The 23988-nt window shown below is 70.0% G+C and carries 24 protein-coding genes; 11 read left to right on the forward strand and 13 right to left on the reverse strand.

Going from position 1 to position 23988, the window contains the following annotated elements; all coding sequences use genetic code 11:
* Window positions 1-12: 12 nt before the first annotated feature.
* Both A3862_RS08520 and A3862_RS08525 read right to left on the reverse strand, forming a co-directional pair.
* On the reverse strand, window positions 13-945 hold the full coding sequence (locus tag A3862_RS08520) for a glycosyltransferase family 2 protein (protein WP_043355178.1): 933 nt from the start codon (window positions 943-945) through the stop codon (window positions 13-15).
* Window positions 946-949: 4 nt separating this feature from the next.
* Entirely contained in the window at window positions 950-1984 is a 1035-nt protein-coding gene (locus A3862_RS08525) for a glycosyltransferase family 2 protein (RefSeq protein ID WP_111473514.1), read from the reverse strand.
* A gap of 542 nt (window positions 1985-2526) precedes the next feature.
* On the opposite strand from A3862_RS08525, the gene A3862_RS08530 reads away from it, so the two are divergent.
* The gene (locus tag A3862_RS08530; RefSeq protein ID WP_043355176.1) at window positions 2527-2748 is read left to right on the forward strand and encodes a DUF6894 family protein; all 222 of its coding nucleotides are present in this window, start codon (window positions 2527-2529) and stop codon (window positions 2746-2748) included.
* Between the two features lie 59 nt (window positions 2749-2807).
* Here A3862_RS08530 and A3862_RS08535 read toward each other — a convergent pair whose 3' ends face one another.
* Both A3862_RS08535 and A3862_RS31465 read right to left on the reverse strand, forming a co-directional pair.
* Complete coding sequence (locus A3862_RS08535) at window positions 2808-3884, reverse strand: acyltransferase family protein (protein ID WP_043355174.1); 1077 nt, start codon at window positions 3882-3884, stop codon at window positions 2808-2810.
* Between the two features lie 177 nt (window positions 3885-4061).
* Entirely contained in the window at window positions 4062-4214 is a 153-nt protein-coding gene (locus tag A3862_RS31465) for a hypothetical protein (RefSeq protein WP_164706357.1), read from the reverse strand.
* Between the two features lie 211 nt (window positions 4215-4425).
* Here A3862_RS31465 and A3862_RS08540 point away from each other — a divergent pair, with 211 nt between their 5' ends.
* Together A3862_RS08540 and A3862_RS08545 are read left to right on the forward strand one after the other, a co-directional pair.
* Window positions 4426-5163: a sugar transferase gene (locus A3862_RS08540; RefSeq protein WP_051045014.1), complete on the forward strand. Its 738-nt coding sequence runs from the start codon at window positions 4426-4428 to the stop codon at window positions 5161-5163.
* Between the two features lie 54 nt (window positions 5164-5217).
* Window positions 5218-5448 carry a hypothetical protein gene (locus tag A3862_RS08545; RefSeq protein ID WP_043355172.1) on the forward strand — a complete coding sequence of 77 codons (231 nt, stop codon included), beginning with the start codon at window positions 5218-5220 and terminating at the stop codon, window positions 5446-5448.
* 243 nt (window positions 5449-5691) lie between these two features.
* Here the strand turns inward: A3862_RS08545 and A3862_RS08550 are convergent, their stop codons facing one another.
* Complete coding sequence (locus A3862_RS08550; RefSeq protein WP_043759837.1) at window positions 5692-6525, reverse strand: family 16 glycosylhydrolase; 834 nt, start codon at window positions 6523-6525, stop codon at window positions 5692-5694.
* A 202-nt stretch (window positions 6526-6727) separates the two neighbouring features.
* On the opposite strand from A3862_RS08550, the gene A3862_RS08555 reads away from it, so the two are divergent.
* The gene (locus A3862_RS08555; protein ID WP_043759836.1) at window positions 6728-7753 is read left to right on the forward strand and encodes a glycosyltransferase; all 1026 of its coding nucleotides are present in this window, start codon (window positions 6728-6730) and stop codon (window positions 7751-7753) included.
* A gap of 31 nt (window positions 7754-7784) precedes the next feature.
* Here A3862_RS08555 and A3862_RS08560 read toward each other — a convergent pair whose 3' ends face one another.
* The 8 genes from A3862_RS08560 to A3862_RS08595 form a co-directional block, all read right to left on the reverse strand.
* The gene (locus tag A3862_RS08560) at window positions 7785-8093 is read right to left on the reverse strand and encodes a hypothetical protein (RefSeq protein ID WP_043355166.1); all 309 of its coding nucleotides are present in this window, start codon (window positions 8091-8093) and stop codon (window positions 7785-7787) included.
* A 183-nt stretch (window positions 8094-8276) separates the two neighbouring features.
* Entirely contained in the window at window positions 8277-8582 is a 306-nt protein-coding gene (locus A3862_RS08565) for a hypothetical protein (protein ID WP_085987698.1), read from the reverse strand.
* Between the two features lie 455 nt (window positions 8583-9037).
* A complete protein-coding gene (locus A3862_RS08570; RefSeq protein WP_043759834.1) occupies window positions 9038-9280 on the reverse strand; it encodes a hypothetical protein in 243 nt (80 codons plus the stop codon).
* A 97-nt stretch (window positions 9281-9377) separates the two neighbouring features.
* Window positions 9378-9599, reverse strand: a complete 222-nt coding sequence (locus A3862_RS08575) for a DUF6894 family protein (RefSeq protein WP_043355162.1) — start codon at window positions 9597-9599, stop codon at window positions 9378-9380.
* An 800-nt stretch (window positions 9600-10399) separates the two neighbouring features.
* The gene (locus tag A3862_RS08580; protein ID WP_043355160.1) at window positions 10400-11227 is read right to left on the reverse strand and encodes a LuxR C-terminal-related transcriptional regulator; all 828 of its coding nucleotides are present in this window, start codon (window positions 11225-11227) and stop codon (window positions 10400-10402) included.
* A gap of 695 nt (window positions 11228-11922) precedes the next feature.
* A complete protein-coding gene (locus tag A3862_RS08585; protein ID WP_043759831.1) occupies window positions 11923-13158 on the reverse strand; it encodes a glucosyl transferase in 1236 nt (411 codons plus the stop codon).
* Window positions 13155-15512, reverse strand: coding sequence for a GumC family protein (locus A3862_RS08590; protein WP_043759829.1), 2358 nt, complete (start codon window positions 15510-15512; stop codon window positions 13155-13157). Before A3862_RS08590 ends, A3862_RS08585 begins: the two co-directional genes overlap by 4 nt.
* Window positions 15513-15604: 92 nt before the next feature.
* Complete coding sequence (locus A3862_RS08595; protein ID WP_043379172.1) at window positions 15605-16894, reverse strand: polysaccharide biosynthesis/export family protein; 1290 nt, start codon at window positions 16892-16894, stop codon at window positions 15605-15607.
* Between the two features lie 375 nt (window positions 16895-17269).
* Here A3862_RS08595 and A3862_RS08600 point away from each other — a divergent pair, with 375 nt between their 5' ends.
* The 7 genes from A3862_RS08600 (at window position 17270) to A3862_RS08630 (ending at window position 23952) form a co-directional block, all read left to right on the forward strand.
* Window positions 17270-17818: an acyltransferase gene (locus A3862_RS08600; protein ID WP_043355152.1), complete on the forward strand. Its 549-nt coding sequence runs from the start codon at window positions 17270-17272 to the stop codon at window positions 17816-17818.
* Between the two features lie 13 nt (window positions 17819-17831).
* A complete protein-coding gene (locus tag A3862_RS08605; RefSeq protein ID WP_043379174.1) occupies window positions 17832-18860 on the forward strand; it encodes a Gfo/Idh/MocA family protein in 1029 nt (342 codons plus the stop codon).
* Entirely contained in the window at window positions 18857-19972 is a 1116-nt protein-coding gene (locus A3862_RS08610; protein WP_043379175.1) for a DegT/DnrJ/EryC1/StrS family aminotransferase, read from the forward strand. The genes A3862_RS08605 and A3862_RS08610 overlap by 4 nt, the downstream gene beginning before the upstream one ends.
* Window positions 19956-20987 carry an NAD-dependent epimerase/dehydratase family protein gene (locus A3862_RS08615; RefSeq protein ID WP_111473515.1) on the forward strand — a complete coding sequence of 344 codons (1032 nt, stop codon included), beginning with the start codon at window positions 19956-19958 and terminating at the stop codon, window positions 20985-20987. Before A3862_RS08610 ends, A3862_RS08615 begins: the two co-directional genes overlap by 17 nt.
* Window positions 20984-22120 (forward strand): DegT/DnrJ/EryC1/StrS family aminotransferase, encoded by a 1137-nt coding sequence (locus A3862_RS08620; RefSeq protein ID WP_111473516.1) that lies wholly within the window; start codon window positions 20984-20986, stop codon window positions 22118-22120. The genes A3862_RS08615 and A3862_RS08620 overlap by 4 nt, the downstream gene beginning before the upstream one ends.
* On the forward strand, window positions 22117-22917 hold the full coding sequence (locus A3862_RS08625; RefSeq protein WP_111473517.1) for a polysaccharide deacetylase family protein: 801 nt from the start codon (window positions 22117-22119) through the stop codon (window positions 22915-22917). The genes A3862_RS08620 and A3862_RS08625 overlap by 4 nt, the downstream gene beginning before the upstream one ends.
* A gap of 87 nt (window positions 22918-23004) precedes the next feature.
* Entirely contained in the window at window positions 23005-23952 is a 948-nt protein-coding gene (locus tag A3862_RS08630) for a glycosyltransferase family 2 protein (RefSeq protein WP_043379183.1), read from the forward strand.
* Window positions 23953-23988: the final 36 nt, after the last annotated feature.

Genomic DNA, 23988 nt, shown 5'->3' on the forward strand with positions numbered 1-23988 from the left:
CGCTAGAAGACGCTACCGGTAGCGCGACGGGTGATATTCCCGGTAGCTCAGGCCGATGACCGCCGCGAGCAGGCCGGCCCCCCGGCACAGCGTGTAGCCGCCGCCGATCAGGGTCTCCGGCCTGAGGGACAGGCCGGCGATCCCGAGCCGCAGCAGGCCACCGCCGAGGCGCGCGAGGCCGCGGCCCGCATTGGCGAGGCGGCCGGTCACCGTCTCCGGGCGGAGCCGGCCGAGATAGGCCTCGACGTTGCCGCTGCGGTACCAGCGGGCCAGCAGCCAGCGCACCCGCATCCGGTGCGTCGGGATGCTGTCGTAGACCAAAGCCGTCTCGGCCCAGGCGATCCGGTGCCCGGCCTGCAGCAGGGACCGGAAGAAGAAGGTGTCCTCGCCGCCCAGGGTGTTGAAGCGCATGTCGAAGGACAGGCCCAGCGCCCGGATCACCCGCAGGTCCAGGAGCGCGTTGGCGGTGTAGCCGTCCTGCACGAAGCCGTCGCGGACCGGCAGGCGCTTGGCGAAGAAGCCCCCCGCCGCCGCCCAGGTGGGCGGCACCCGGTCGAAGAACGGCACGACCGGCCCGATGCAGGCCGCGGCCCCCGTTCCGAGGGCGGTCTCGAGCAGGTTGTGGAGCCAGTCCCGGTCGGGGAACTCGTCGTCGTCGATCAGCGCGACCCAATCCGCGCCGGCCGCGGAGGCCTCCGCGAGGCTCCGGTTGCGGACCGCGGCGAGGCCGCGGGTCTCCTCCCGGGCATAGGTGACCGGGAAACGGCCGGTCGCCCGGTAGGCCTCCACGACCGGCACGGCGGCGCGGCTGCGCCCGTTGTCGATGATCAGGATGCGCAGGGCGGTCTCGGCGAGGTTGCCGAGCCGCTGCTGGTCCAGCGCCTTGAGAAGGCGCGCGAGCCCGACGGGCCGCTCGCAGGTGCAGATACAGATGCACAGGCGCATCGTCTCACCTCTGTCCGATCGGGAGGGCGTGTAGCCTCGGCCGCAGGCGCTTGCCCGCCGCTTCCAGCAGCGTCGCGGCCAGGGATTGCCACATCCGGGGATGCCGGAGCGCCAGGGCGGCGCCCTGGATCCACCGGCCGGCCTGGGCGGCCTCGATGACCTGGGCCATCATGCGCATCATCGCGAGGCCGTCGCGGTAGGCGCGGCTGCCGTGGCGGATCTCAGCGGACCGCGCCCGGGCCTCCGCGAGGCGGCCGTGCTCCGCCCGGGCCGCGAAGGCCGCCTCCAAGCGCGCAATGTCGGCTTGGCGCAGCCGGTGGGACAGGGAGGTCGGGCCGCGCCGATAGCCGTAGCCCGCGTCGCTGGTGACCACGAACCGCGCGCCCGCCGCGAGGGCCTCGAGGCACAGCAGGAAGTCCTCGCCGATCCGGACGCCTTCGTCGTACCGGATCTTGTGCCGGTTGAGGGTCTCGGCCCGGATCATGGGCTTGAGGTAGCCGAGCTTGGTCCCTGGCCTGAGAAGTTGATTGCAGGCGATGTACTTGGCGAGATCGATCTCGAACAGGTACGGCTCCCGGCCGCCCTCCATCATGCCCGGTCCCCGGGGATCGAACACGTCCGTGAACGGGATCGGGTTGTCGGCGACGATGTCGGCATCCGCCGCCAGGGCAAGGTCGAGCAGCGACCGGGAGCGATTTGGCAGGATCAGGTCGTCGGCGTCGAGGATCGCGATCCAGCGGCCCCGGGCGGCGTCCAGGGCCGCGTTCCGGGCGCTCGACGGGCCCCGGGGCGATCCCGGCCCGGCCCCGGCGAGGGAGATCACGCGGACGCGCCGATCGGCCTCCGCCAAGCGCGCCAGCACGGTCCCGGTCCCGTCCCGCGAGCCGTCATCGACCGCCACGACCTCCACGGCGGCGCCGGTCTGGGCGAGGGCGGAGCGAACGGCCATCTCGATCCAGGGCGCCGCATCGTGCGCGGCCATGATGAACGAGACGTCCACGGACGTGCCCCGGGCATCGGACAAGAATTGATCCGCCATCGCGTTTCCTGGCCCGACGGGCGCGGCCTCCCAGGCCGCCCTCGACATGAGCCCGAAGTGATCGGCGCGCACGACGCTCAAAGGGCGTAGGGCCGCCGGCAGCCCTTCCTCTTGCGGCGGATGGCCCCGGTGGCGGGGGGCGCTCAGCGTGACCCGGGCTTCGATTCGCCGCCGGGACGCGGCTCCTGCGGGGTGAGGCCCTGTGTCAGGATCGACCGGACATGGGCACGCAATTTCTGCTTCCGCTCCGCCGAGGCGGGAGAATCCTTCTTGAGGCTCGAATCGCCGGAGGCTGTCATGTCGAACGCCGCTGAGGCCCGTCACCGCGCGTCGCCATGGCCGACGCGGCCGGAAGGGTGATCGGCGATACCTATAATGGATTATTTGGATGGAATCTCGACATTATTGCAACGCGACTGGCGAAAACAGTTTTGGTGTTTGTTAAGGTTTATGTCTCCTACTGAGCATTGTCGGGCACGGGCGAACTACGTAGGTAGTATCCGAGGGGGCCCTCCCGAGGGCAGCATTCAGGGAGGAGATGGGTGCCCAGTCGCTTCTATTTCGATATCGAGAACGGCAAGGAAACGATCCGCGACGCGCAGGGCGTGGAAGCCGAAGACCTGGCCGAGGCGCTGGCGGAGGCCCGCAGCGTGATCGACGAAGTGGCAGGCGATCTGGGTGCCGCAGGCTCGGACGGCAGGTGGACGCTCGTCGTGCGCGACGCCACCGGTGCCGAGGTCGGCCGGTTGCCGATCAAGAGCTAGACAGGGCCCGCCCGCGGGCATCCGCAAACCGGCCCGGCCGCTGCCGCCGCGGGACGCGGCTACGGGCCGATCAGCGCAGACGAGCCGACCCGCCGGGGTGGCGCCCGCAGGAGCCGGCGGGCCGGCGCCTCGAGGAGCCGCCACGACAATTCCGCCAGCAACAGCGTGAGGATCAGGTCCAGCGCCATCGAGACCGGGCGCGGGCCGGCGACGTCGAGGCCGATTGGCGCGAGCACCCGTTCCGCGTGGAGCGGAACGTGGAACAGGTAGGCGGCGTAGCTGATCACGCCGATCCGGCGCAGCCACGGGATCTCCAGCAGGGCGACCGCGCGGCCGTCCCGCACCTGAACCACCTGCAGCAGGAGCAGCGCCGCCAGGACGCCGCTGAGGCGGCCGAGGATCAGCCACCAGCCGGTCGGCGCGACCACGAGCGGCAGGGTCAGGAACAGGATCGCCACGCCGGCCAGGGCGGCGTCGTGGGCGAGCCAGGCCGGAAGCGGCTTGGTGCGCAGACCGGCGAGGCCGCCCAGCGCGATCAGCCCGAGATTGGCCAGCGTATCGACATCGAAGCGCGTCGGCCCGGCGCCCGACAGCCACAGGGCGCCGTGCGTCACGACGCTGACCCCGATCAGGATCCCGCACAGCGTGCCGAGGTGCCGCCGCGGCAGGAACAGCGCCGCCGGCGCGAACAGCAGGTAGAATTGCTGCTCGACGGCGAGGCTCCAGAGGTGGCCGAGTTCGGTCCCCCAGCCGTTCTGCGCGATGTAGACGTTCGTGACGTAGAACCACGTCGCGCCCTTGAACGCGGCGGTGCCGAGACTGGACGGGTCGCCGGGCCGGACCGTGTAGAGCACGAACAGGAAGACGTAGTAGACCGGCACGATGCGGGCGATCCGGTTCCGGTAGAACAGTCCGAGGCTGCCGAGCGGCGTCGCCGTGCCGGCCTCCACCGCCGCGCGGGCGGCGTCGAGGATGCGGACGATCAGGAAGCCGCTCAGGACGAAGAACAGCCACACCCCGGCTGTGCCGACGGCTTCGGTCCTCGGGCTCGACGCCTTGTGGCTGATGAAGACCATCAGGAACGCCACGGCCCGGAGGCCGTCGAACCCGATGATGCGGCGCTCTGGAGGGGCCACGGCGCGCCTCGTCCGGTGATCGTCCGCGCCGCGCCGGGGCAGACCTGAGTGCCGATCTCGCCCGTGCGGCTTCGTTCGCGTCCGGGAGGGCCGGACACGCCGCCATAGACCGGGCTGAGAGCCGGAGGTCCCTACCTCGATCGGGGGAGCGGGGCTCCCCGAAAGCGGTCTTGCCGCTCAGCGGCGCCGGGCGAGGAGGGCGACGAGGCCGACGGAAACGGCCGCCGCAGCCTGGGCGGCCAGCAGCGCGACCAGGATCCCCTTCGGCAGGACCAGTGTGAAGCCGATCGCTCCTCCTATCAGCGCAGCGAAGACCAGCACGACCAGCAACGATTTACCTCCATTGATGGATCGGCGGCCGTCTTGTTGCCGAACCTCTCGCCGGCCCAGAGTCGGCGCAAGGGTTCCGCCTGCGATCGACGCCCCTTCGGACCGGCTGACAGCCGTCGAAGCCGGCTGCGGCGACGCGGGCCGGACCGGCCGGGCGCGCACGCCGCTCCGCAGGTTCGGACCCCGTCTCGCTTCGAGTCAAGGAGCCGACATGTTGCGCCCGGCCGGGACCCCGACGCCGATCGAGTCGTCGACGCCGCAGGATGTGGTCGAGACGATCAACGAGGCCTTGGTCAAGACGTTGCCGGCGACGGTGCAGGCCGGCCCGGGCCTCAGGGCGAGCTGGGTGACGAAGCGCATCCTCGACGCCACCATCGCCCTGACGGCCCTGCTCCTGCTGCTGCCGCTCCTGCTGTTCATCGCCCTGCTGATCTGGGGGAGCGACGGCCGGTCGCCGATCTTCCGCCACAAGCGCCTCGGCCGGTACGGGCGCCCCTTCGGCTGCCTGAAGTTCCGGTCCATGGTGCCGGACAGCGACACGGTTCTGACGCGGCACTTCGCCGAGCATCCCGAGGCCCGGGCCGAGTGGGAGGCGTCCTACAAGCTCACGCACGACCCCCGCGTGACGGCGCTGGGCCAGGTCCTGCGCAAGACCTCCCTCGACGAGCTGCCGCAGCTCTGGAACGTGCTGTGCGGAGAGATGAGCCTCGTCGGTCCGCGGCCGATCGTGCAGGCGGAGGTCGTCCGCTACGGCGCCGACTTCATCACCTGCTTCTCGGTTCCGCCGGGGCTGACCGGCCTGTGGCAGGTCTCCGGGCGCAGCGACACGGGCTACGCCGAGCGCGTCGCCCTGGATTGCGCCTATGCCAGCCAGTGGAGCCTCGCCCGCGACCTCGGCATCCTGCTCAAGACGGTGCCGGCCGTGTTGAGCCAGCGCGGCAGCCGCTAGGGCCATGGCCTGGCGGCCGCGTCCCAATCGCCGCGCACACCGTGGAATGCGCCGATGAAGGGCATGATGCTCAACGCCCTGCTGGGCGTGATGCTCGGACGCTTCGGTTCGGTCTGGCGGCTGCTGGTCTTCGTTCCGATCGTGGCGGCGGAGGTCGGCTACGGCCTCTGCGTCTACAACCTGAGCGCAGGTGCGTGTCTGCGCCGCGGTACGGCACTGCTGATCTGCGGCCAGCTGGCCTTTCTGCTCGGCGCGCTGCTGCGGCCCATCGCCAATCAGCGGTGACGCCCCCGGGGCCGGCCCGGGCCGCCGCGGCGACGCGGGCACGTCAGGCCGCATCGTCCTCGGCGGTGGGTGCCTCGATGCAGAGTCGCCAGAACTCCACGAATCCGGCGGCGTAGGCGGCGATGACGAGGCTCGACCAATGCATCGCGCAGCTCCGGGCACATTCGCGGGCTGAGCCTGATGCGGAGACGTTAAGATTCCGCCCCGTCCGGTGTCCGGGGCGCGGCCGACCGACGGGGGCCGCTACCGGCAGACGATCGATTCCTTGAAGCCGCACGGATCGCCCATCCGGGTGAACGCCACCCGCTCGAACAGCGCGGTGACCGGCCGTCCCGGATAGACCGTCGGCCCAAGCCAGGACGCGAAATCCTGGCCCTGTCCCGACCAGACGCTGAGCATGATCTTGCCCGGATGCGACGGGAGCGGCCGGTCGGGCGCGGCGCGCACCTCGCGCAGCAGGCGTCCGTTGACGTACCAGCGCAGGCGGTCGGGCAGCCACTCGAGGGCGTAGTCGGCGGTGGCGGTCGCGGCGTCGAATCCGAGCGGGTCGAAGCTGTCGTGGCCGCCGACGCCGCCGACGAAGTAGTTGAGCTGGACCTTGCCGGTGTCCTTGCCGAGGAACTCGAAGTCGATCTCGTCGTTCGTGCGCCGGTCGCCGTTCTCGGGGCCGTTGTAGGTGAAGAACGCCGAGACCATGCCGGACCCGGCGCCGGGCCGCATCCGGACCTCGTAGGTGCCGTAGCCGTAGCGCTCGTGGGTCTGGATCTCGGCGCAGCTGAACGGGCGCTCCTTGTAGGCGATGTTCGCCAGGGCCAGCGTCAGCTCGCCGGGCTTGGCGATCCGGACGCGCTGCTTCGACCACATGCAGCCCTGCCAGTCGCCGTTGGCCCAGCCGTCCGAGATGTACCAGCGGCGGTCGCTCAAGGTGTTGAAGGTCTCGACGAAGGATCCGCCGCCCTGTTCGGCCGGGGCACCGGCCGCTGGAGCGGCGGTCTCGCCGGCGCTGCCGGGATGGGCCTGCAGGAGGAGCGTCGCCGCCACGCAGAGGCGGCGGACCGGGCCGGACCAGATCGTCATGCGCGCGTCCTTATCTTCGCCGCCCGATCGCGGCGGTGCGGATCGTAGCGACGGGGGCGCCGCGGACCGGTGATCATTCGGACGATCCGGGCCGGGGCGCTCCCTCTCCTTTCGGACGATCTCGCGCCCCGCGGCGGAGCCGTCCTACCGTGCGGCGGACCGGCCGCGGCGCGGACCGGCCCGTGAGTCGCGGAGTCGTCCGGTGCGCAGATTACAGGCCCCGTCCCCCGTCCCGGAGGTCTGCGTCATCATCGCGGCCCGGGACGCCGCGGACACGATCGCGACCGCCATCGCCTCGGCGCTCCGGCAGCCGGAGGTCGCGGAGGTCATCGTGGTGGACGATGCCTCCGCGGACCGGACCGGCGCGGCCGCCGCGGCGGCCGACGACGGTTCGGGCCGCCTGAAGCTGATCCGGCTGTCCGTCAATGTCGGACCCGCGGCCGCCCGCAACCGGGCCATCGCGGCCGCGACCGCCCCGCTGCTCTGCATCCTCGACGCCGACGACCACTTCGTCGACGGCCGGCTCGGCCGGCTCCTGTCCGCGCCCCGGACCTGGGACCTGATCGCCGACGACATCATCATGGTCCGCGGCCGCGAGGCGGGCTCCGCCGCCGGCCTCGTGACCGGGCCCGGGCGGCCGCAGCGGCTCACCCTCGCGACCTTCGTGGCCGGCAACATCCCCCGTCCCGGCGCGTACCGGCGCGAACTCGGCTTCCTGAAGCCGGTCATGCGGCGGGGATTCCTGGAGCGGCAGGGGCTGCGCTACGACGTGCGCCTGCGCCTCGGGGAGGATTACGCCCTCTACGTGGAGGCGCTGGCGGCCGGGGCGGTGTTCGCCGTGACGGCGCCCTGCGGCTATGTGGCGGTCGAACGGGCGAACTCGCTGAGCGCCCAGCACCGGACGGACGATCTCGCGGCGATCCTGGCCTTCGACGACGCCATGCTGGACCGGCCGGGTCTCACCCCGGATGCCCGGGCGGCGCTCCGGGCTCACCGGACCGCGACGGCCAAGCGCTGGCAACACCGGCGCGTTCTCGACCGGCGACGCGCCCAGGGCTACGCGGCGGCCGTGAGGGAACTGCTCGGCACGCCCATGGCGTGGCGGCACATCCTGTCGGTGACTCTGGCGGCCAAGCTCGCGCGCCTGGTGCCCGCGGCTGCGCCGGACCGGGAGATCCGGCCGCGCCTGCTCCTCGGGCCCGAGCGCCGCCTCGAGCCCGTGCGCTGATCCCAGGCTCCGGCCGAGCCTGCCTGGCGGATCAGCGGTCGCGCTCCGCCTTGCGGGTGCGGACGGCCGCCACGTCGGAGCAGACGTCGTCCAGCGCGCAGCGGACCCGTTCGAGGGCGGTCGAGAACGCCGCGTCCAGATTCGGATCGACGGCGTCCCGCTTCGTGCCCTGGTGGAAGCTGTCCAGCAGGTAGGGCATCATCTTGCCATGGAGCGCCACGTAGGCACCGGGGCTGGACAGCTCGTAGACCACCGCAAGAGCGTGATAGGCCCGGATCAGGACCTCGAGCGCGACATCCGCACTGCGCGCGCCTCGATCACAATCATCGCTGCATATCATCGTGATTGATATTCTATTGCTGCCCTTTCCTCCGGGTAACATGCTCAATTATATCTGTCGATATTGAGGCCAATTGCACTTTTCGACAAGGCGTGCCGCACGGCGATTTAGCGGAGGCCCATGGCTCGACTGCAACAGTCTCGGAACGGACAAGCTCAGCGCAAGCCTATCTCAAGACGATACCTAGCTGCGCATAGGTCGCGTCGGCCGGATCATCGTGGCAATCTTGTTTTCAACCTCAACGAGGACGCTGTTCACAAGTTGAACGGCGTCGTCGACTGTCCCGGTCGTCAGGCTTCCGTTGCGGCTTGTTTCTTGAATGATGCGGAAATTATCTTCGACGAACGTGCGGATCTTCTGCTGAACATCGCCGAACTCGCCAGGATGAGCCGTCTCATAGAGCAGGGCGAGGGCCAAATAGGCGCGCCCGACCATGTCCAGCGCCAGGGTTGTGCTGATATCCGAATTTTCCGCTTCTGGCGCCGGCACGACGACTGAATTTCCTGTCGCAAGCTGAGCTGCTACTCTATCACACTCTCAATTCGACGCCAGCCATGTCGAATTTTTTCAATGGGATGGCGCCTTTCACGCATCCCGTTCGGACCGCGACCGTCCCGAACCCGCTTTCCGGCAGAGCTGGCCCGCGGGGAACTGCCCAGGACACGGCGTGCCGCTTCGGCCGGATCGGGCGCGAGGCGGGCGACCGCACGTGGAGAGCCCGCATCTGCTGGCGCCGACAGGCAAGGCCGCCGCATGGCTCGATCGGCGGATCGGCCGCCCCGGGGGCATCGGTCAGGGTCGGGCCCGTCGCAAGACGGGGCAGGCGCCGGCCGTTAAGGCGCGGCGAGCAATCGGCGCCGGTGCGGGCGTGGGGGCCTGTGCCCGGGACGCCCTGTCTCGAGGGGAGCGGAACCGGGCGTGCCGCGTCGCTCCGGGCGGAACCGTCAGCGGGTCGCGCTGTCCTGACGCCGGGCGCGGTCGCGGCTCGGGAGCGGCGCGAGACCGTGCTCGACCCGCAGCTTGAGTCCGAGGATCCGGTTGTGCCGCGCCATGGCGCGAAGCGATTCGGCCGTCTCGATATCGCCGCGCAACTGCAGGGCGTCGGCGGCCAGCGCCATCTGGGCGGCCATGGCATCAGCCTGCAGGGCGGCGCGCGGGTCGGTCGAGGAGTGGGGCATTCCGGCCATGGCTGCCACGGTGCGAGGGCTGGCCCGATCCTCAAGACAATCCGTTAACGATATCTTAACAGGCGCGCCTCGGAGGCGGCGGGTGCGGCCAGTGCCGTCACTTCCGGATGGGCAACCGGCCGACCAGCCAGCCGGCCTCGTTGCGCACGAGCAGGGTCCAGAGCGGTTCTCGGCCGCCTCCGGTGATCTCCTCGGCCATCTCGGCGATCACGCTGCGGGCCTCGATCAGGGCTTCCTCGAGGCCCGCGGCCTCGACGCCGACCAGGTCGCGGATCGTCTCCTCGGCATTTGCGATCTCGAAGTAGAAACGCGCCGCCAACAGGATTCTCCTCGGTCGGAACTCTTTCGGGAGTTCTCTGCTATAGCCCGATGCACGCATCTTAGCCGCGTGCGCCCTGAGATGAAGCGGTCAGAAAAGAGCAGCCGTCTTTGGCAATTCGGGTGATGCCTGTGCGCAATCTTCGCCGGATCGCCGAAGGATGGCTCGATCTAGGCCGAAGGGCGTAGCCGTCTGACACCCGCGATGTCCGGACGGTGATGTCGGGGCAGCACGGCGCGGACCGAAGGACGGGGGATGTCGAGCCCTGCGCGGACGTGCCGGCGCCTCCCAGGCTCCCAGGCTGGGGCGGGGTGACGCGACCGGCGCCGCGCTTGCGGGGGCGCCGCCAAGCGCGAGGCGGGCATGGCCCTGAATGCGGGTGGCGGCGGTCGGCGGCCGGGTGCGCGATGCCTGGACGGGCGGCGGCCCGCCAGCGGCCGAAGCGGCCAGTTCCGGTGCGGTCCTGCGCCCGCATGCCCGACGGGGCGGGCGACACGCTGCGCGAACTGCCCGCGACGGAGCGGGGCGGCCGGCAGGGAAGCGATCTCGACTTCGCCCGCGATGGGGCCCGTCGCCGCGCGAGCCGGGATCTGCGCCGATGATCGCGCCCGCCGGGGCGGCGCGGGCGATCCGTCCGCTTCAGGAGCCCGATGCCTCGAGCGGCGGCGAGGCTGACGAGGCCCCTCCCGGGCCGATCAAGCCGTCGACCGGAGAGGAGTCCGTGAAGCCCCGCTTGGCGCCGCCGGATCGCGGTCTCGCCGGGGTCACCCTGCGACCGCGGGAGGGGCCGCCGGGGGCGATCAGGCCGCGGGGGCCTTCACGCTCGCCAGGCTCGAATCCTCACGGAGGAAGTACTTGTTCGTCAGATAGGCGACTTCCGTCCGGTTCTTGGCCTTAAGCTTCTTCATGATATTCCGGACATGAACCTTCACGGTGCTCTCGCACATGTTCAGTTCATACGCAATGATCTTGTTCGGCGTGCCCTTCCGCAGCGCCCGCGCCACGCAGAGCTGCCGCGGCGAGAAGATCTCATCGTCGCCGGCCTCGACCGGCTCGTCCACCTTGATGTTGGCCAGCAGGGGCAGGAGGCACTCGGCCGGGATGTAGACGCCGCCGGCCTGCACGAGCTGGAGGGCCTGCAGGGCGATGTCGACGGAGGTCGTCGTCGGAATGTAGCCTTTGACCCCGAGCTTGATGATCCGCACGATCTGCTCGAGGTGCTCGCCGTCCGAGATGACCGCCACCGGCGGCGTGCCGGCCTCGCCCTGCAGGAAGGTCAGCTCCCGGGTGATCTCGGCCCACTCGGTCTCGGACAGATTGCCGTCCGGCCGGCAGAGGACGACCACGCTCGCCGGAACGAAGGGCGTCTGACGCTTCCACGATTCGATGTCCGCGAAGACTTCAAACGAAGTCTCCCGGTCGGCCTCGCTGAGCGAGGCGGCGAGGCATCGGCCGACGAGTTGGCGTCGATCGATGATCACGATGCGGCTGGAGCGGCCCCGGGACTGGTCCCGTTGCTCGACGACGGCCGGGTTGTCACCGGCATGTGCACCCGAAAAGCCGCCGCGGCTCTCGGCCGTGTCCCGCTCAACGATGATGAGCGCGTCTCGAGTACCAAGACTGGCCATGAGAAATTACCTCCTTTCGAAGGAAGTCCATTGTCAGCGATGACGTGAGTACCCAATGAGCCCGCCGACGGCGTGACACTGAGATACGCGGTCGCTCCGGTCGTCTGGGGCGATGGCCGATGACCACGGATACAATGCTAACTTTCGTAAAATCGCCTGTAAATACCCTGTATGAAATTAACTGCCTAAATTTCTTCTCTAAATACAATCATCGCTCACTACGTACGTACAGGGTGATTTGTTTGATAGCCGGTTCTTGAACTGATCGAGATGTGCATTCGCAAGGTCGTTTGTCGTCGGGCGGCGATCGGTCTCAAGATCTTTGCGAATGTAGTCCATCGTTCATCGATTTTCTGAATGATCAAACTTTGATTTGCTTGCCTCCGCTTATTGCTAAGGCGTTTGGCTTGGCTTTCGAACCGATTTCGATGATCCGAATGCGCTTCAGGTATTCGATTGCAAGTATTCGCCCCAATGCGATCCGGTGTCAAATGATGAGGCTAAAATGCAACATATGTGGGTGTTTGTTGGGGCTGTTTTGAGTCGAGTACTGATTTCATGGGTACGCTGGGGTACCGAATGGCAGGGCATCCGGATCCGCGGCGCGGCTGGGCGTGCCGCCCGGCGCGGCGGGCGAATCAGCCCGCGCCTGCGCGCCGGAATTGCGATGCCCGGACTGCTCTGAAGAGGCCTGTTCAGTCCACCCGGACCAGGAGATCGCGCATGCCGCCGACATCGACGAACGTGGCGAGGTCGCAGGCGAGCAGGCGGGCGTGTCGCTGCGCGTAGACGGCGGGCGTCAGCGTCCGCAGGAACGCCGTCACGGAATCCGCGAGCGGCTCGGGGAAGGCCCAGCCGAGCCCTTCGGCGACCGCGTAGCGCCCGGTGGCGGTCGAGGCGCGCGCGAGCGTCAGCGCCCCGCACAGGCCGCCCTCGTAGAGCCGGTTCGGCAGCAGCCAGTCCGAATTCAGTCCATCGTCGAGGTAATCGACGGCCCAGCTGAAGTGGACGCCGCTGTAGATCTCGGGGAGATCGCGGGGATTGGCGTAAGGACCGCGGAACGCCATGTTCGCACGGCCGTCCAGGGTTTCGGCCAGCACGCGCGGGGCTATGTCCTCCTCGGAGAGACGCCCGGCCAGGACGATCCGCACCGAGTCGCCGAGGGCGTCGGCAATGGCGGCGAGAAGCGTCAGGCTCCTGCGGCAGCGCAGCGTCCCGAACCAGCCGATCACCCAGGGCGGCTCAGCCGCGCGGGTGCGATCGAGCCGGTCCGCCACCTCGCCGAGGCGATGGCCCATGACCTTGTTCTCCAGCAGATGCCACGCGCCGGTGAAGCCTTGGACGGGCCGGAAGTACCGGTCGATGAAGTCCGGTGCGCTCACGACGAGGAGGGCGCTGCGGCGGAGGAGCCAGCGCTCGACCGTGCGGGCGATCCGCCCCGGGGCGTCCGGCCGGACCATCAGCCGCTGGATATCGAGCACCTCATAGACGAGGCGCGCGCGGCTTCCGGCGAGGCGTGAAGAGGTCCAGGCCACGAGGGCCATGTCGAGGTTGCGCACGTAGATCACGTCCGCCGCGCGCAGGTCGGGCCCGCGGCGCAGGGCGCGGAGGATGCCGAGGGCGAGGCGCGGCAGCCGGCTTGCGTAGTTCCGGTCGACGGTCCGGCCGAGCGGGACGGCGTCGTCCGCCTCCCGGGGCGTGGCTGCGCCGCCGGGTCGGGCCCGCTCGAAGGCGTAGACGATTACGGACCAGCCGGCTTCCCGGATGGCATCGACCCGCTTTCGGACCGTCGGCTCGGCCAGATCGTGGCCGAAGAAGGCGACCCGACGGCCGGGCACGGTCTTCGGGTTCGCGACCGCCGGGGGCGCGGTGGCCGCGCCCGGCCCGAAGGCCGAGGTCCGGCCGATGCCCCGGCTGAGCGGGCCGATCACAGAGCCGCCTGGGTTGCGTCGTGGGGCCGCCGCGGGGCCGTGGCCCAGCGCCGGAGCGCGCTCCTGAGGCCGCCGCGCCGGACCGCCGTCCCGTCGCTCGTCTTGTTGAGCACGATGCCCAGGACGGTGCTGCCGCTCGACTCGAGATCGTGGACGGCGGCGGCGACCTCGTCGATGCTCGTCCGCCCCGCCTCCACCACGATGATCAGACCGTCGAGGCTGTCGAGGAGCGGCTGGAGAGTGGGCAATTCGTCCACCGGCGGCAGATCGACGACGACGCGGTCGAGGGTGGTGCGTTCGTCCCCGACGACCGACGCGACGCCCTCCGGGGTCATCAGGTCGCTGAAATGGGGGTCGTTCGGGTGGCGGTTCCCGCAGGCGAGCAGGCGGACTTCCCCGGGCTGGGGCCGGACCGCCTCCGTGGCGCAGCAGCGGCCGGCGAGCACATCGAGCAGGCCGCGCTGGTCCGTGGCCCGGTTGATCTGCGAGAGCGTCGCACGCCTGACGTCCGCGTCGATCACCAGCACCCGCCCGGCGCTCGACCGGACGCGGGCGAGGAGCTGGCCGAAATTGCTCGCGAACAGGGTCTTGCCCGCGCCGGACCCCACCGAGGTGACGCCGATCGCGAAGACCGCACCGCGGCGATCGCTGCCCAGCACATGGGCCTTCAGGCTGTGCAGGCGCTCGACGAAGACCGATTGGGGCATGAACCGCACCGCGCTCGCCTTGAACGCTTCGACATTGGCCGGGCGCTGCGCCTCGCTGGCATGGGCCTGAGCCAGCGCCAGGGCGGCCCGGAAGCCCGGCTCGCGCCGCAGCTCGGGGAGAGCGGCGAGGCAGGTCAGGCCGTGGCCGGTGAGCTGCCGGGGCGAGCGGATCGTCCGGTCGAACCAGTGCCGCGCGAAGGCGCCGCTCACCCCGAACCCGGTGCCGACGAAGAGGCCGAGGAGCAGGATCAGGCTGCCGCGGGGCGCGCTCGGAGCCTCCGGCACGGTCGCCGGCGTGATCACGTGGGCAGAGGGCTGCGGATAGGATTGCTGGTTGACGGCGTCGATGTAGCGCTGGAGCAGGTTCGTGTAGATCTGGTCGTAGGTCTCGGCGGTGCGGTCGAGTTCTTTCGCCTTGACCCGGGCATTGCTCATGATCAGCGTCTTCGAGATCAGGGCGTCGAAGGCCGCCGTCATGCTGTCCTCACGTGCCTTGGCGACCTCGTAATCGTGGTCCAGGGACATGGCGAGGCGCTCGAGTTCGGTGCGCAGCGACTGCTTGGCCGCCTGAATGTCCCGCTGGATCGCCTGGACCGCCTCGTGGTCGGGGCCGAGCCGGCGCTTCAGGTCGTCGGCGCGCTGCACGAGGTCGACATATTGCCGGCGCAGCTGGATGATCACGCTATCCTTGAAGGCCTCGGTGATCCCGGGATCGGCGATGTCCGAATCGAGGAGCCCGCGGATCTGGTCGCGCACCGCCCGGGCATCCATGGTCTTGGCGCGGGCCGCGGCCACGGCGGTGTTGAGCTCTTCCACCTGCTGCTCGCCCACGAGGCCGCGCTTGCCCAGGTCGATGATGGTGTGCTCGGCCTTGTAGGTCTGGGCCTCGCGCGAGGCCTGGCTGGCGCGCTGCTGGAGTTCCTTCAGCCGCGGCAGCATCCACTCGCCGGCGACCTTCCAGATCTGGGCCCGGTTTTCCAGCTCGGTGCTGACATAGGCCTCGGCCACCGCGTTCGCGACGGCGGCGGCGGTGGTCGGGTTGTCGGCGCTGTACCCGACCTCGATGACGTAGGCCGCGCCGATGCGGTTGGCCTCCACGTTCTCCCGGAGGGTCCGTGCCTGGCTCAGTTCCGGGCTCACGGGGGCAGTCTCCCGGACCGGCGGTTCGGTGCCGATCAATCGATGGGGGAGCGCCTTGAGGGCCTTCACGACCTCACGGATCTTCGCCACCAGCGGGTGCGAGGGCACCGCGAGGTCCTGCAGGGGGGGGAGGCCGAGCCGGCGCACGGCGGCCAGCGCGATCTTCTCCGAGCGTATGTACTCGACCTGGCTCTCCACCTCGGCGATCTCGAGCGGGGCCCCGGCATTGGGCGTGTCGCGGGCCGTCACCGGGCTGGTGCGGCTCTCGATGTAGATGCGCGTCCGGGCCGTGAAGATCGCGGGCGCGGTCGCGACGTAGAATCCGGCGCAGACCAGGCCGATGGTGGCGAAGACCAGGATCGACCGCCAGTTCTGCCGGGCAATCGTCAGGATGGAGACCTGCGCCTCCGTCTCGGACGAGAACGGCAGGCTGCGCCAGGGGCCCGTCCCACCGGCGCGGGCCGCACCGATCGGCAGGAAGGACGCGCTGGTCGAGTGTCGGTTCATGGCTCTCTCCTCACCGCGGCGGACACCGCCTCGGAGCGCTCTCTGTCAAAGGGGGTGTCGGCTCGGCCCATGGGGTGCCGAACCGGGGGGCGTCAGTTCTGGCCGGCTCCGTCACCGATGCCCCGCAGGGTGGGATCCGGCTTGAGCGCGACCTCCAGGACGTCGCCCGGCTGAAGCTCCATGTCCTCGGCGGCGTCGAGCTGGGTCCGGGACGTGCTGCCCTGGCGGAAGACCGAGATCGCGGCCTGCGCCCGGCTTCCGGATAGGAGCTGGGCCCGCAGGGCGCCGGTGTAGACGAGCTTGTCGTTGATGCTGTTCAGCTTCGAGCGAAGTGCCGACAGGTTGCTCTCCGCGGCCTGGAGCTTCTCCAGGGCGTCCATGGCCTGCAGGTCCTCGACCCGCTCGAGCTTGCGGGCGACGTCGCTCTTGTCACGGTCGAGCTGGGTGAGCTGGACCGTCGTCTGCAGGGCGCGGGTCGAGGAGAGCAGCACCGCCCGCCGGGCGTCGGTCAGCCGCGTGGTGACCACCGCGCCGCGCTGGAACAGGGCACGCACCGTGTCGTACTCCTCGGCATCGGCGTTGACGCCCTCCTTCTCCTTGACCTGCTGCTCGCTGAGATTGGCGTACTGCGTCTGGGCCCGGGCGAGGGAGCGCTGCAGATGCTCCTTCTCCTTCGCGATGTCGGTCAGCTGGATCCGGAGCTGCTGCTCGGCGAGCTTCTGCGCCGGTGTCGGGCGGCCGCCCGAGGCGGCCTGCGGGTCCGCGGCCGGGGCGCTCCTGTCCCGCGGCGCGGCGATGATCGCCTTCAGGCGCCAGATCGTCGCATTCTCCCGCGCGATGCTCGCCCAGGTCGCGTCGTAGTCGGCGCGCAGGTTCGCGGATTCGATGATCGGGTTCTCCATCCGGAACCGCAGGAGATTGTAGCCGCCCGCGAGGGCGACCGCCTGCCGGACGGTCATGCCCGGATGGAACGGGTGCTCGCCCTGCTTGGTCACGTCGCCGCTCAGGTAGATCGGCTGGTACTTCGCGACCCGCACGCCGATCTCGTCCGGCTCGATCACGGCGATCGTTTCCCTGCCGTCCGGCCCGCGCTGCCGCACCGCCTTGGCGGCCAGGGTCTTCTGCAGGTTCCGGCGCAGCTCCGCGAGGGTCAGGCCGGCGGCCGGCACGTCCCCGAGCAGCGGGACCATGAGGGCGCCATCGGTCGAGACCGTGGATTCCTGCTTGAAGTTCGGGAGGCTCAGGGCCGACACCTCGATCGTGTCCCCGGGGGCGATCCGGTACTCCGCCGCCGCGGGGACCGTGAACAGGGCGAGCAGGCAGGCCATGATGCCGGCTCGGGAGGCGCGCCGGGTGACGGCGGACCGATATCCGGCAGGCATAGGCTCAGTCTTCGCCAGAATCCTCGACACGCCTCGTCCCCTCGAATGCGCTGCCATGTCCGGGCGTGGCCATCGAGCGGCGAACCGCGCGTCGGCCTCACGGGCTTATGGGTGGCTGAGGCGGCATGATGCGTAACGGCAAAGTCCGCCGGGACTCCTCCAAAAGGTGGGCCGGCGCCGTCCCGTCGGGGCAGGATCCCCGCCTTTCGGCGTAGGCGCGGCGACCGGAGCGCCGCCGGATCGCGACGGCCGGCAGCATCGGGCAGACGCTATTCGCCTTTCGACGGACGAACGCCATCGAAAGCCTGGGTTCCCGGCCACCTGCAGCTCTGTGCAGCTTTACCGCACGGAAATTCGGCGGGTGGAGCGACCGGTATGCCGATTAATGATGTCAATATTGGTTCTGATGTGGGCATATTGTACCCAGATCTGGTCAATATTTATGGATGTCGAATCGAAGACGGCTCGCGCATCGGCCCGTTCGTGGAGATCCAGCGCGGCAGCCATATCGGCCCGCGCTGCAAGATCTCCTCGCACAGCTTCATCTGCGCGGGCGTCTCGATCGGGGCCGAAGTGTTCATCGGCCACGGCGTGGTCTTCACCAACGAGCTCTATCCGGAAGCCACCAACGCGGACGGGAGCCTGAAGCGGGACGGCGAGTGGGAGCTCGTCGAGACCGTGGTCGAGGCCCGCGCCTCCATCGGCTCCAACGCCACCATCGTGGCGGGGATCACCATCGGCGAGGGCGCCCTGGTCGGCGCCGGTGCCGTCGTCACCCGGGATGTACCGGCCTTCGCCATCGTCGCCGGATGCCCCGCGCGGGTCGTCGGGGACACGCGCACCAAGCGCGCCGAAAGCGCCGCGCGCGCCCGTTCCGTCCAGTCGCCGCGGCCCGAGCCGGCCGAGCCTCTGCAGATTGCTTGAGGGGAATGCACTCATGATCTCGATCGGTATCGTCGGATACGGCTACTGGGGGCCGAACCTCGCCCGGTGCACGTCGGAGAGCGAGCGCTGCCAGCTGGTGGCCATCGCCGACCAGTCGCCCGCCGCGCTCGCCCGGGCCGGCAAGCGCTACCCCGCCGTCCAGCTCCATCAGGACTGGCGCGACCTCGTGGCCGATCCCGCGATCGACGCCGTCATGGTGGCGACGCCGGTGAGCTCGCATTTCGAGATCGCCATCAACGCGCTCCGGGCCGGCAAGCACGTCTTCATCGAGAAGCCGATCACGCCCTCGGCCTTCGAGGCCCGGCTGCTGATCGAGGAGGCGGCCAAGCGCAACCTGAGGCTGATGGTCGATCACACCTTCGTCTACACGGGCGCGGTCGAGAAGATCCACGAGCTCGTCACGACCGACGCCATCGGCGACGTGTTCTACTACGACTCGACCCGGGTGAACCTCGGCCTGTTCCAGCGCGACGTGAACGTGATCTGGGACCTGGCGGTCCACGACCTCGCGATCCTCGACCACATCCTGGACCTCGCCCCGGTGGCGATCTCGGCGAGCGGCACCGGCCATTTCAGCGGCCGTCCCGAGAACATGGCCCACCTGACCGTCTTCTACCCGCGCGGCGTCGTCGCGCAGATCAACGTCAACTGGCTCGCGCCCGTGAAGGTGCGGCAGACGCTGATCGGCGGCAGCAAGAAGATGATCGTCTACAACGACCTCGACCCGATCGAGAAGGTCAAGGTCTACGACCGCGGCGTCACGGTCGGCGGCGGCTCGGACGACATCACCGAGCTGATGGTCTCCTACCGGACCGGCGACATGTGGTCGCCGCACCTGTCCTTCCGCGAGGCGCTGATCGTCGAGATCGAGCACTTCGCCGATTCCATCGAGAACGGCACCGCGCCCATGACCGACGGCCACAGCGGCCTGCGCGTCGTCGAGATGCTCGAAGCCGCCATGCGCTCCCTGCGCCAGAACGGCGCCCCCATCGACCTCATGCCACTTGCGAGGGCCTCGTGATCCCCTTCCTCGACCTCAAGGCGCAGTACGCGGCGATCGGCGGCGACGTCGAGACCGCAATCCTCAACGTTCTGCGCAGCGGCGACTTCGTCCTCGGCCCGGCGGTCAGCGCCTTCGAGACGGCCTTCGCCGAGGCCTGCGGCGCCCGCCACGCGGTCGCTGTCAGCAGCGGCACCGCGGCCCTGCACCTCGCCCTCCTCGCCCTCGACATCGGCCCGGGCGACGAGGTGATCACGGTCTCGTCGACCTTCGTGGCGACGGTCGCGGCGGTCCTGTATGCCGGGGCCACCCCGGTCCTCGTCGACATCGACCCGGTCACCTGGACCATGGACCCGGCCCTGGTCGAGGCGGCGATCACGCCCCGCACCAAGGCGATCCTGCCGGTGCATCTCCACGGCCGGATGGCCGATCTCGACGCGCTCGGCGCCATCGCCCGCCGCCACGGGCTCGCCCTCGTCGAGGACGCCGCCCAGGCGCATCTCGCCGAGCGCGGCGGCCGCAAGGCCGGCACGATCGGGGATATCGGCTGCTTCAGCTTCTATCCCGGCAAGAATCTCGGGGCCTACGGCGAGGGCGGCGCCATCGTCACGGACCGGGACGACCTCGCTGCGGCGGCCCGCTGCCTGCGCGACTGGGGCCAGCAGGGCAAGTACAACCACGTCCGCCACGGCTTCAACCTGCGCATGGACGGCGTCCAGGGCGCGGTGCTGGGGGTCAAGCTCCCGCACCTGGAGGGCTGGACCCGCGCCCGCCAGGCGGTGGCGGCGGAGTACGGTGCCCGGCTCGCGGGCCTCGGCCTGGAGCTGCCGGCGCCCGCCGGGCTCGACCACGTGTTCCACGTCTACGCCGTGTCGACGGCGGATCGCGAGGGGCTGCGCCAGTACCTCAACGCGGCCGGCATCGCCACCGGCATCCACTATCCCGTCCCGGTCCACCGGCAGCCCGCCTACAGCCACCTCGACGACGGCGCCGGCCGCCTGCCGGTCACCGAGCGGCTGGCCGCCCGGACCCTGTCCCTCCCGATGTTCCCCGAGATGACGTCCGCGCAGATCGACACCGTCTGCCGGGCCGTCGCGAGCTACTGCGAGGTCGCCGATGCCCAAGCTGCGTGAGGTCACCAAGGGAAGCCGGTTCAGCGGCGACCTGCGCGGGACCCGGATCCTGGTCACCGGCGGATCGGGCTTCATCGGCTCGCACATCATCGACCTTCTGGTCGACGCCGGCTGCGAGGAGATCGTGGCCATCGACAACATGATCCGCGGCCGCCCCGAGAATCTCGGGGACGCCCTCGGCTCCGGCCGCGTCCGCCTTGTCCAGGGCGACATCCGCGACCGCGCCCTGATGGACACGCTGGTCAAGGGCACCGACGTGGTGTTCCACCAGGCGGCCCTGCGGATCACGCAATGCGCCGCGGAGCCGCGCCACGCCTTCGAGGTGATGGCCGCCGCGACCTTCAACCTGCTTGAGAGCTGCGTCGAGGCCGGCGTCGCCAAGGTGGTGATGGCCTCCTCGGCTTCGGTCTACGGGATGGCGGAGGTCTTCCCGACGACCGAGAAGCACCACCCCTACGACAACCGGACCCTGTACGGCGCCGCCAAGTCCTTCGGCGAAGGTCTGCTGCGCTCGTTCAACGACATGTACGGGCTGGACTACGTCGCGCTCCGGTACTTCAACGCCTACGGCCCGCGGATGGACCTGACCGGCCGCTACACCGAGGTCATGGTCCGCTGGATGCAGCGCCTGGCCGAGGGCCAGTCGCCGATCGTCTTCGGCGACGGCCTGCAGACCATGGACCTCGTCCATGTCCGCGACATCGCCCGGGCCAACATCCTGTCGGCGATCTCGCCGGCCACCGACGTGGTGCTCAACGTCGGCACCGGCGTCGAGACCTCGCTGGTCGACCTCGCCGGCCACCTCACCCGGATCATGGGCCGGGACGGCACGCCGCTGATCCACGAGGCCGAGCGGGCCGTGAACCCGGTGCCCCGGCGCCTCTGCGACACGAGCCTCGCCAAGGCGCTGATCGGCTTCGAGGCGAAGATCGGGGCGGCCGAGGGCCTCGCCGACCTCGTCGCCTGGTGGCAGGACGAGTCCCGCTCGGAACACCTGCGGCGGGCGCTGGCATGATCCCGATCGCCAAGCCCGAAGTCGGCGACCCCGAGGCCGAGGCCGCCGCCGCCGTCGTCCGCTCCGGATGGCTGACCCAGGGGCCGCAGGTCGCGGCCTTCGAGACGGAGTTCGCCGCGATCGTCGGCGCGCCCCATGCCTGCGCGGTCTCGAACTGCACGACCGCGCTGCATCTCGCCCTCCTCGCCGTCGGGGTCGGCCCCGGCGACGAGGTGGTGACGGTGAGCCACAGCTTCATCGCCACCGCCAACGCCATCGCCCAGTGCGGGGCGACGCCGATCTTCGTCGACATCGACCCGGCGACCTACAACATGGCCCCGGACGCCGCCGCGGCGGCGATCACCGGGAAGACGAAGGCCATCGTCTGCGTCCACCAGATGGGCATGCCCTGCGACCTGGAGGCGATCGTGGCGATCGGGCGCCGGTCCGGCATCCCGGTGATCGAGGACGCGGCCTGCGCCATCGGCTCCGAGCGGCTCCAGGGCGACGTCTGGCGGCCGATCGGCAGCCCGGCGGGGGACATCGCCTGCTTCTCGTTCCACCCGCGCAAGGTGCTGACCACCGGCGACGGCGGCATGATCACCACCGCCAACGCCGCGTGGGACCAGACCTTCCGGCTGCTGCGCCAGCACGGGATGAGCGTCTCCGACATCGCCCGCCACGGCAGCGCCCGGGTGGTGGTCGAGGAATACGCCATCGCGGGCTTCAACTACCGGATGACCGACGTGCAGGCGGCCATCGGCCGGGAGCAGCTGAAGCGGCTGCCCGACCTGATCGCCCGGCGCCGCGGCCTCGCCGACGGCTACCGCGTGCGGCTGGCCGACCTCCCCGGGGTGACGCCGCCGCCCGAGCCGATGGGGCTGCGCAGCAACTGGCAGAGCTACTGCGTCCGCCTCCCGGACGATGCGGACCAGCAGGCGGTCATGCAGGCGATGCTCGACCGGGGCATCGCCACCCGCCGGGGCATCATGTGCGCGCATCTGGAGCCGCCCTACGCCGAGGCGCCACGGCGGTTCGCGCTGCCGGAATCCGAGCGGGCCCGCGACCACGCGATCCTGCTGCCGCTCTACGCGGCGATGACGGAGGCGGCGCAGGATCAGGTCGTCGACGGCCTGCGCGCCGCCCTGCGATGATCCCCGCACCGGTCAAGAGCCTCGCCCGGACGGTCGGCCTGACCCGCCCGCGCGTCGCCGCCGCCCGGATGGCCTGCGAGCGCACGACGCTCGCCCTCGCCCGCCGGCGTCGGGCCCTGCCGGCCGGGCGCATCCTCTGCTACCACTCGGTGGGCCAGCCGGAATGCGGCGTCAACGACGTCGCCCCCGGGCGCTTCCGGCATCAGATCGAGCGGGCGCTCCGTCTGGGCTACCGCTTCGTGCCGGCGGCCGCCATCGCCGAGGGACGCGGCGGCGCCCGCGACCTCGCCATCACCTTCGACGATGGCTGGCACAGCGTGCTGAGCGCGGCGGCCCCGATCCTGCGTGATTACGGGATCCCGTGGACCCTGTTCATCGTGGCAGGCTGGCTGGACCGGCCCGAGACCGGGCCGCGCGGCATCCTGGACTGGCGCGCCATCGAAGCGCTCGCCGCGGCCGGGGTCGAGATCGGCAGCCACTCGGTGACGCACCCGGATTTCGGGCGCCTCGACACGGATCGGACCGTCGAGGAACTCGTCGTCTCCCGGGCCATCATCGCGCGGCGCCTGGGCGTCGCTCCGGCGAGCTTCGCGATCCCGCTCGGTCAATCGATGAACTGGACGCCCTTCGCCCAACAGGCGGCCCGCGAGGCCGGCTACCGGACCCTCTATGCGCAGGCGGAGGAGACCAAACCTGAGGGCACCGTGGGGCGGACCTTCGTCACCTGCTTCGACCATGATCTGATCTTCCAGGCCCTGCTGCGCGGCGCCTTCGATGCGTGGGAAGAATGGGTCTGATCTCCGGCGTCTCGGGGTGTTCCGACAGTCCGAGGCCGTACTGCCCTGTCATGTCGCAGCAGATCCATCGGCCTGGGAGGCGCCCCGATGCAAGACGGTCCGAGGCTGGTTTCGGTCATCGTGCCGACATTCCGGCGGCCCCATCTTCTGCGCGGTGCGCTCGCAAGCATCCGGCGCCTCGAAGATCGCGATCTCGCGTTTGAAATCCTCGTCGCGGACAATGGGGGCGCGTGCGAGAACCGGGCGATCGCCGAGGCGTTCGGGGCCACCTACGTGGCGGTGGAGCGCCGCGGGCCGAGCGCGGCACGGAATGCGGGCCTGCGTTTGGCGACCGGCGACTTCATCGCTTTCCTCGACGATGACGACGCGTGGCTTCCGGGGAATGTGCGTGCGCAGATTGCGGTCCTCGATGCGGATCCCGCCTTGGACGGCGTTCTGGGGCAGGCCGTCGGCACGGACCCGGACCTGAAGAATCCCTCAGCCCCTTGGCCGGAACGGCATCCGGGCGTCGGCGACGCACTTCTTCGGACCATGCTGAGCGGCTACTTTCCTCAACTGGGCACGCTCGTGGTCCGCAGACGCGTCCGCGATTTGGTGGGTCTGTTCGACGAGACGCTCATCGGTGGAGAAGACCTGGATTGGCAGCTCCGTATCGCCCGCCGGCGGACCCTGGGCTATGTCGAGACACCCTGCATGCTCTTCCGCGGCCGCGCCCACGGCACCTACGACGCGATTCAGTACGACCGTCTTGCCTACGACCGGCTGGTCTTCTTCAGGCATAGTGTGCCGGAATGGCGTATCTGGCCCTCGCCCCTCGCGTTCCTCAGGGCGTATCAAGGCACGCTGCAGCACTTTTACTGGTATTTCGTCACGATCATGATCGCCGCAGCCTCGCGCGGCCAGAAGCGCCGGGCCTTCAGGGCCATCGTCGGAGCGCTGAGGGTCTTCCCGGTCCGCGCGACCTATCATCTGGTCGCGCGCCGGGATTGCCGAAGGGCGCTGGTTCAGATGGCCTCGATGCATCGGCCGATCTGATCGGACGCCAGCCGGGCCGTCACGGGGATCGGCGGG

The organism is Methylobacterium sp. XJLW (assembly GCF_003254375.1).
GTDB lineage: Bacteria > Pseudomonadota > Alphaproteobacteria > Rhizobiales > Beijerinckiaceae > Methylobacterium > Methylobacterium fujisawaense.

What these genes read in the sequence shown, in the direction of transcription:
- A3862_RS08590 (WP_043759829.1), bottom strand. Translation starts at nt 15,512, where the DNA reads ATGAACCGACACTCGACCAGCGCGTCCTTCCTGCCGATCGGTGCGGCC.
- A3862_RS08630 (WP_043379183.1), top strand. Translation starts at nt 23,005, where the DNA reads ATGCAAGACGGTCCGAGGCTGGTTTCGGTCATCGTGCCGACATTCCGG.
- A3862_RS08545 (WP_043355172.1), top strand. Translation starts at nt 5,218, where the DNA reads ATGAAGGGCATGATGCTCAACGCCCTGCTGGGCGTGATGCTCGGACGC.
- A3862_RS08595 (WP_043379172.1), bottom strand. Translation starts at nt 16,894, where the DNA reads ATGCCTGCCGGATATCGGTCCGCCGTCACCCGGCGCGCCTCCCGAGCC.
- A3862_RS08605 (WP_043379174.1), top strand. Translation starts at nt 17,832, where the DNA reads ATGATCTCGATCGGTATCGTCGGATACGGCTACTGGGGGCCGAACCTC.
- A3862_RS08550 (WP_043759837.1), bottom strand. Translation starts at nt 6,525, where the DNA reads ATGACGATCTGGTCCGGCCCGGTCCGCCGCCTCTGCGTGGCGGCGACG.
- A3862_RS08540 (WP_051045014.1), top strand. Translation starts at nt 4,426, where the DNA reads ATGTTGCGCCCGGCCGGGACCCCGACGCCGATCGAGTCGTCGACGCCG.
- A3862_RS08525 (WP_111473514.1), bottom strand. Translation starts at nt 1,984, where the DNA reads ATGGCGGATCAATTCTTGTCCGATGCCCGGGGCACGTCCGTGGACGTC.
- A3862_RS08580 (WP_043355160.1), bottom strand. Translation starts at nt 11,227, where the DNA reads ATGGCCAGTCTTGGTACTCGAGACGCGCTCATCATCGTTGAGCGGGAC.
- A3862_RS08520 (WP_043355178.1), bottom strand. Translation starts at nt 945, where the DNA reads ATGCGCCTGTGCATCTGTATCTGCACCTGCGAGCGGCCCGTCGGGCTC.
- A3862_RS08620 (WP_111473516.1), top strand. Translation starts at nt 20,984, where the DNA reads ATGATCCCGATCGCCAAGCCCGAAGTCGGCGACCCCGAGGCCGAGGCC.
- A3862_RS08570 (WP_043759834.1), bottom strand. Translation starts at nt 9,280, where the DNA reads ATGGCCGGAATGCCCCACTCCTCGACCGACCCGCGCGCCGCCCTGCAG.
- A3862_RS08625 (WP_111473517.1), top strand. Translation starts at nt 22,117, where the DNA reads ATGATCCCCGCACCGGTCAAGAGCCTCGCCCGGACGGTCGGCCTGACC.
- A3862_RS08560 (WP_043355166.1), bottom strand. Translation starts at nt 8,093, where the DNA reads ATGATATGCAGCGATGATTGTGATCGAGGCGCGCGCAGTGCGGATGTC.
- A3862_RS08615 (WP_111473515.1), top strand. Translation starts at nt 19,956, where the DNA reads ATGCCCAAGCTGCGTGAGGTCACCAAGGGAAGCCGGTTCAGCGGCGAC.
- A3862_RS08600 (WP_043355152.1), top strand. Translation starts at nt 17,270, where the DNA reads ATGCCGATTAATGATGTCAATATTGGTTCTGATGTGGGCATATTGTAC.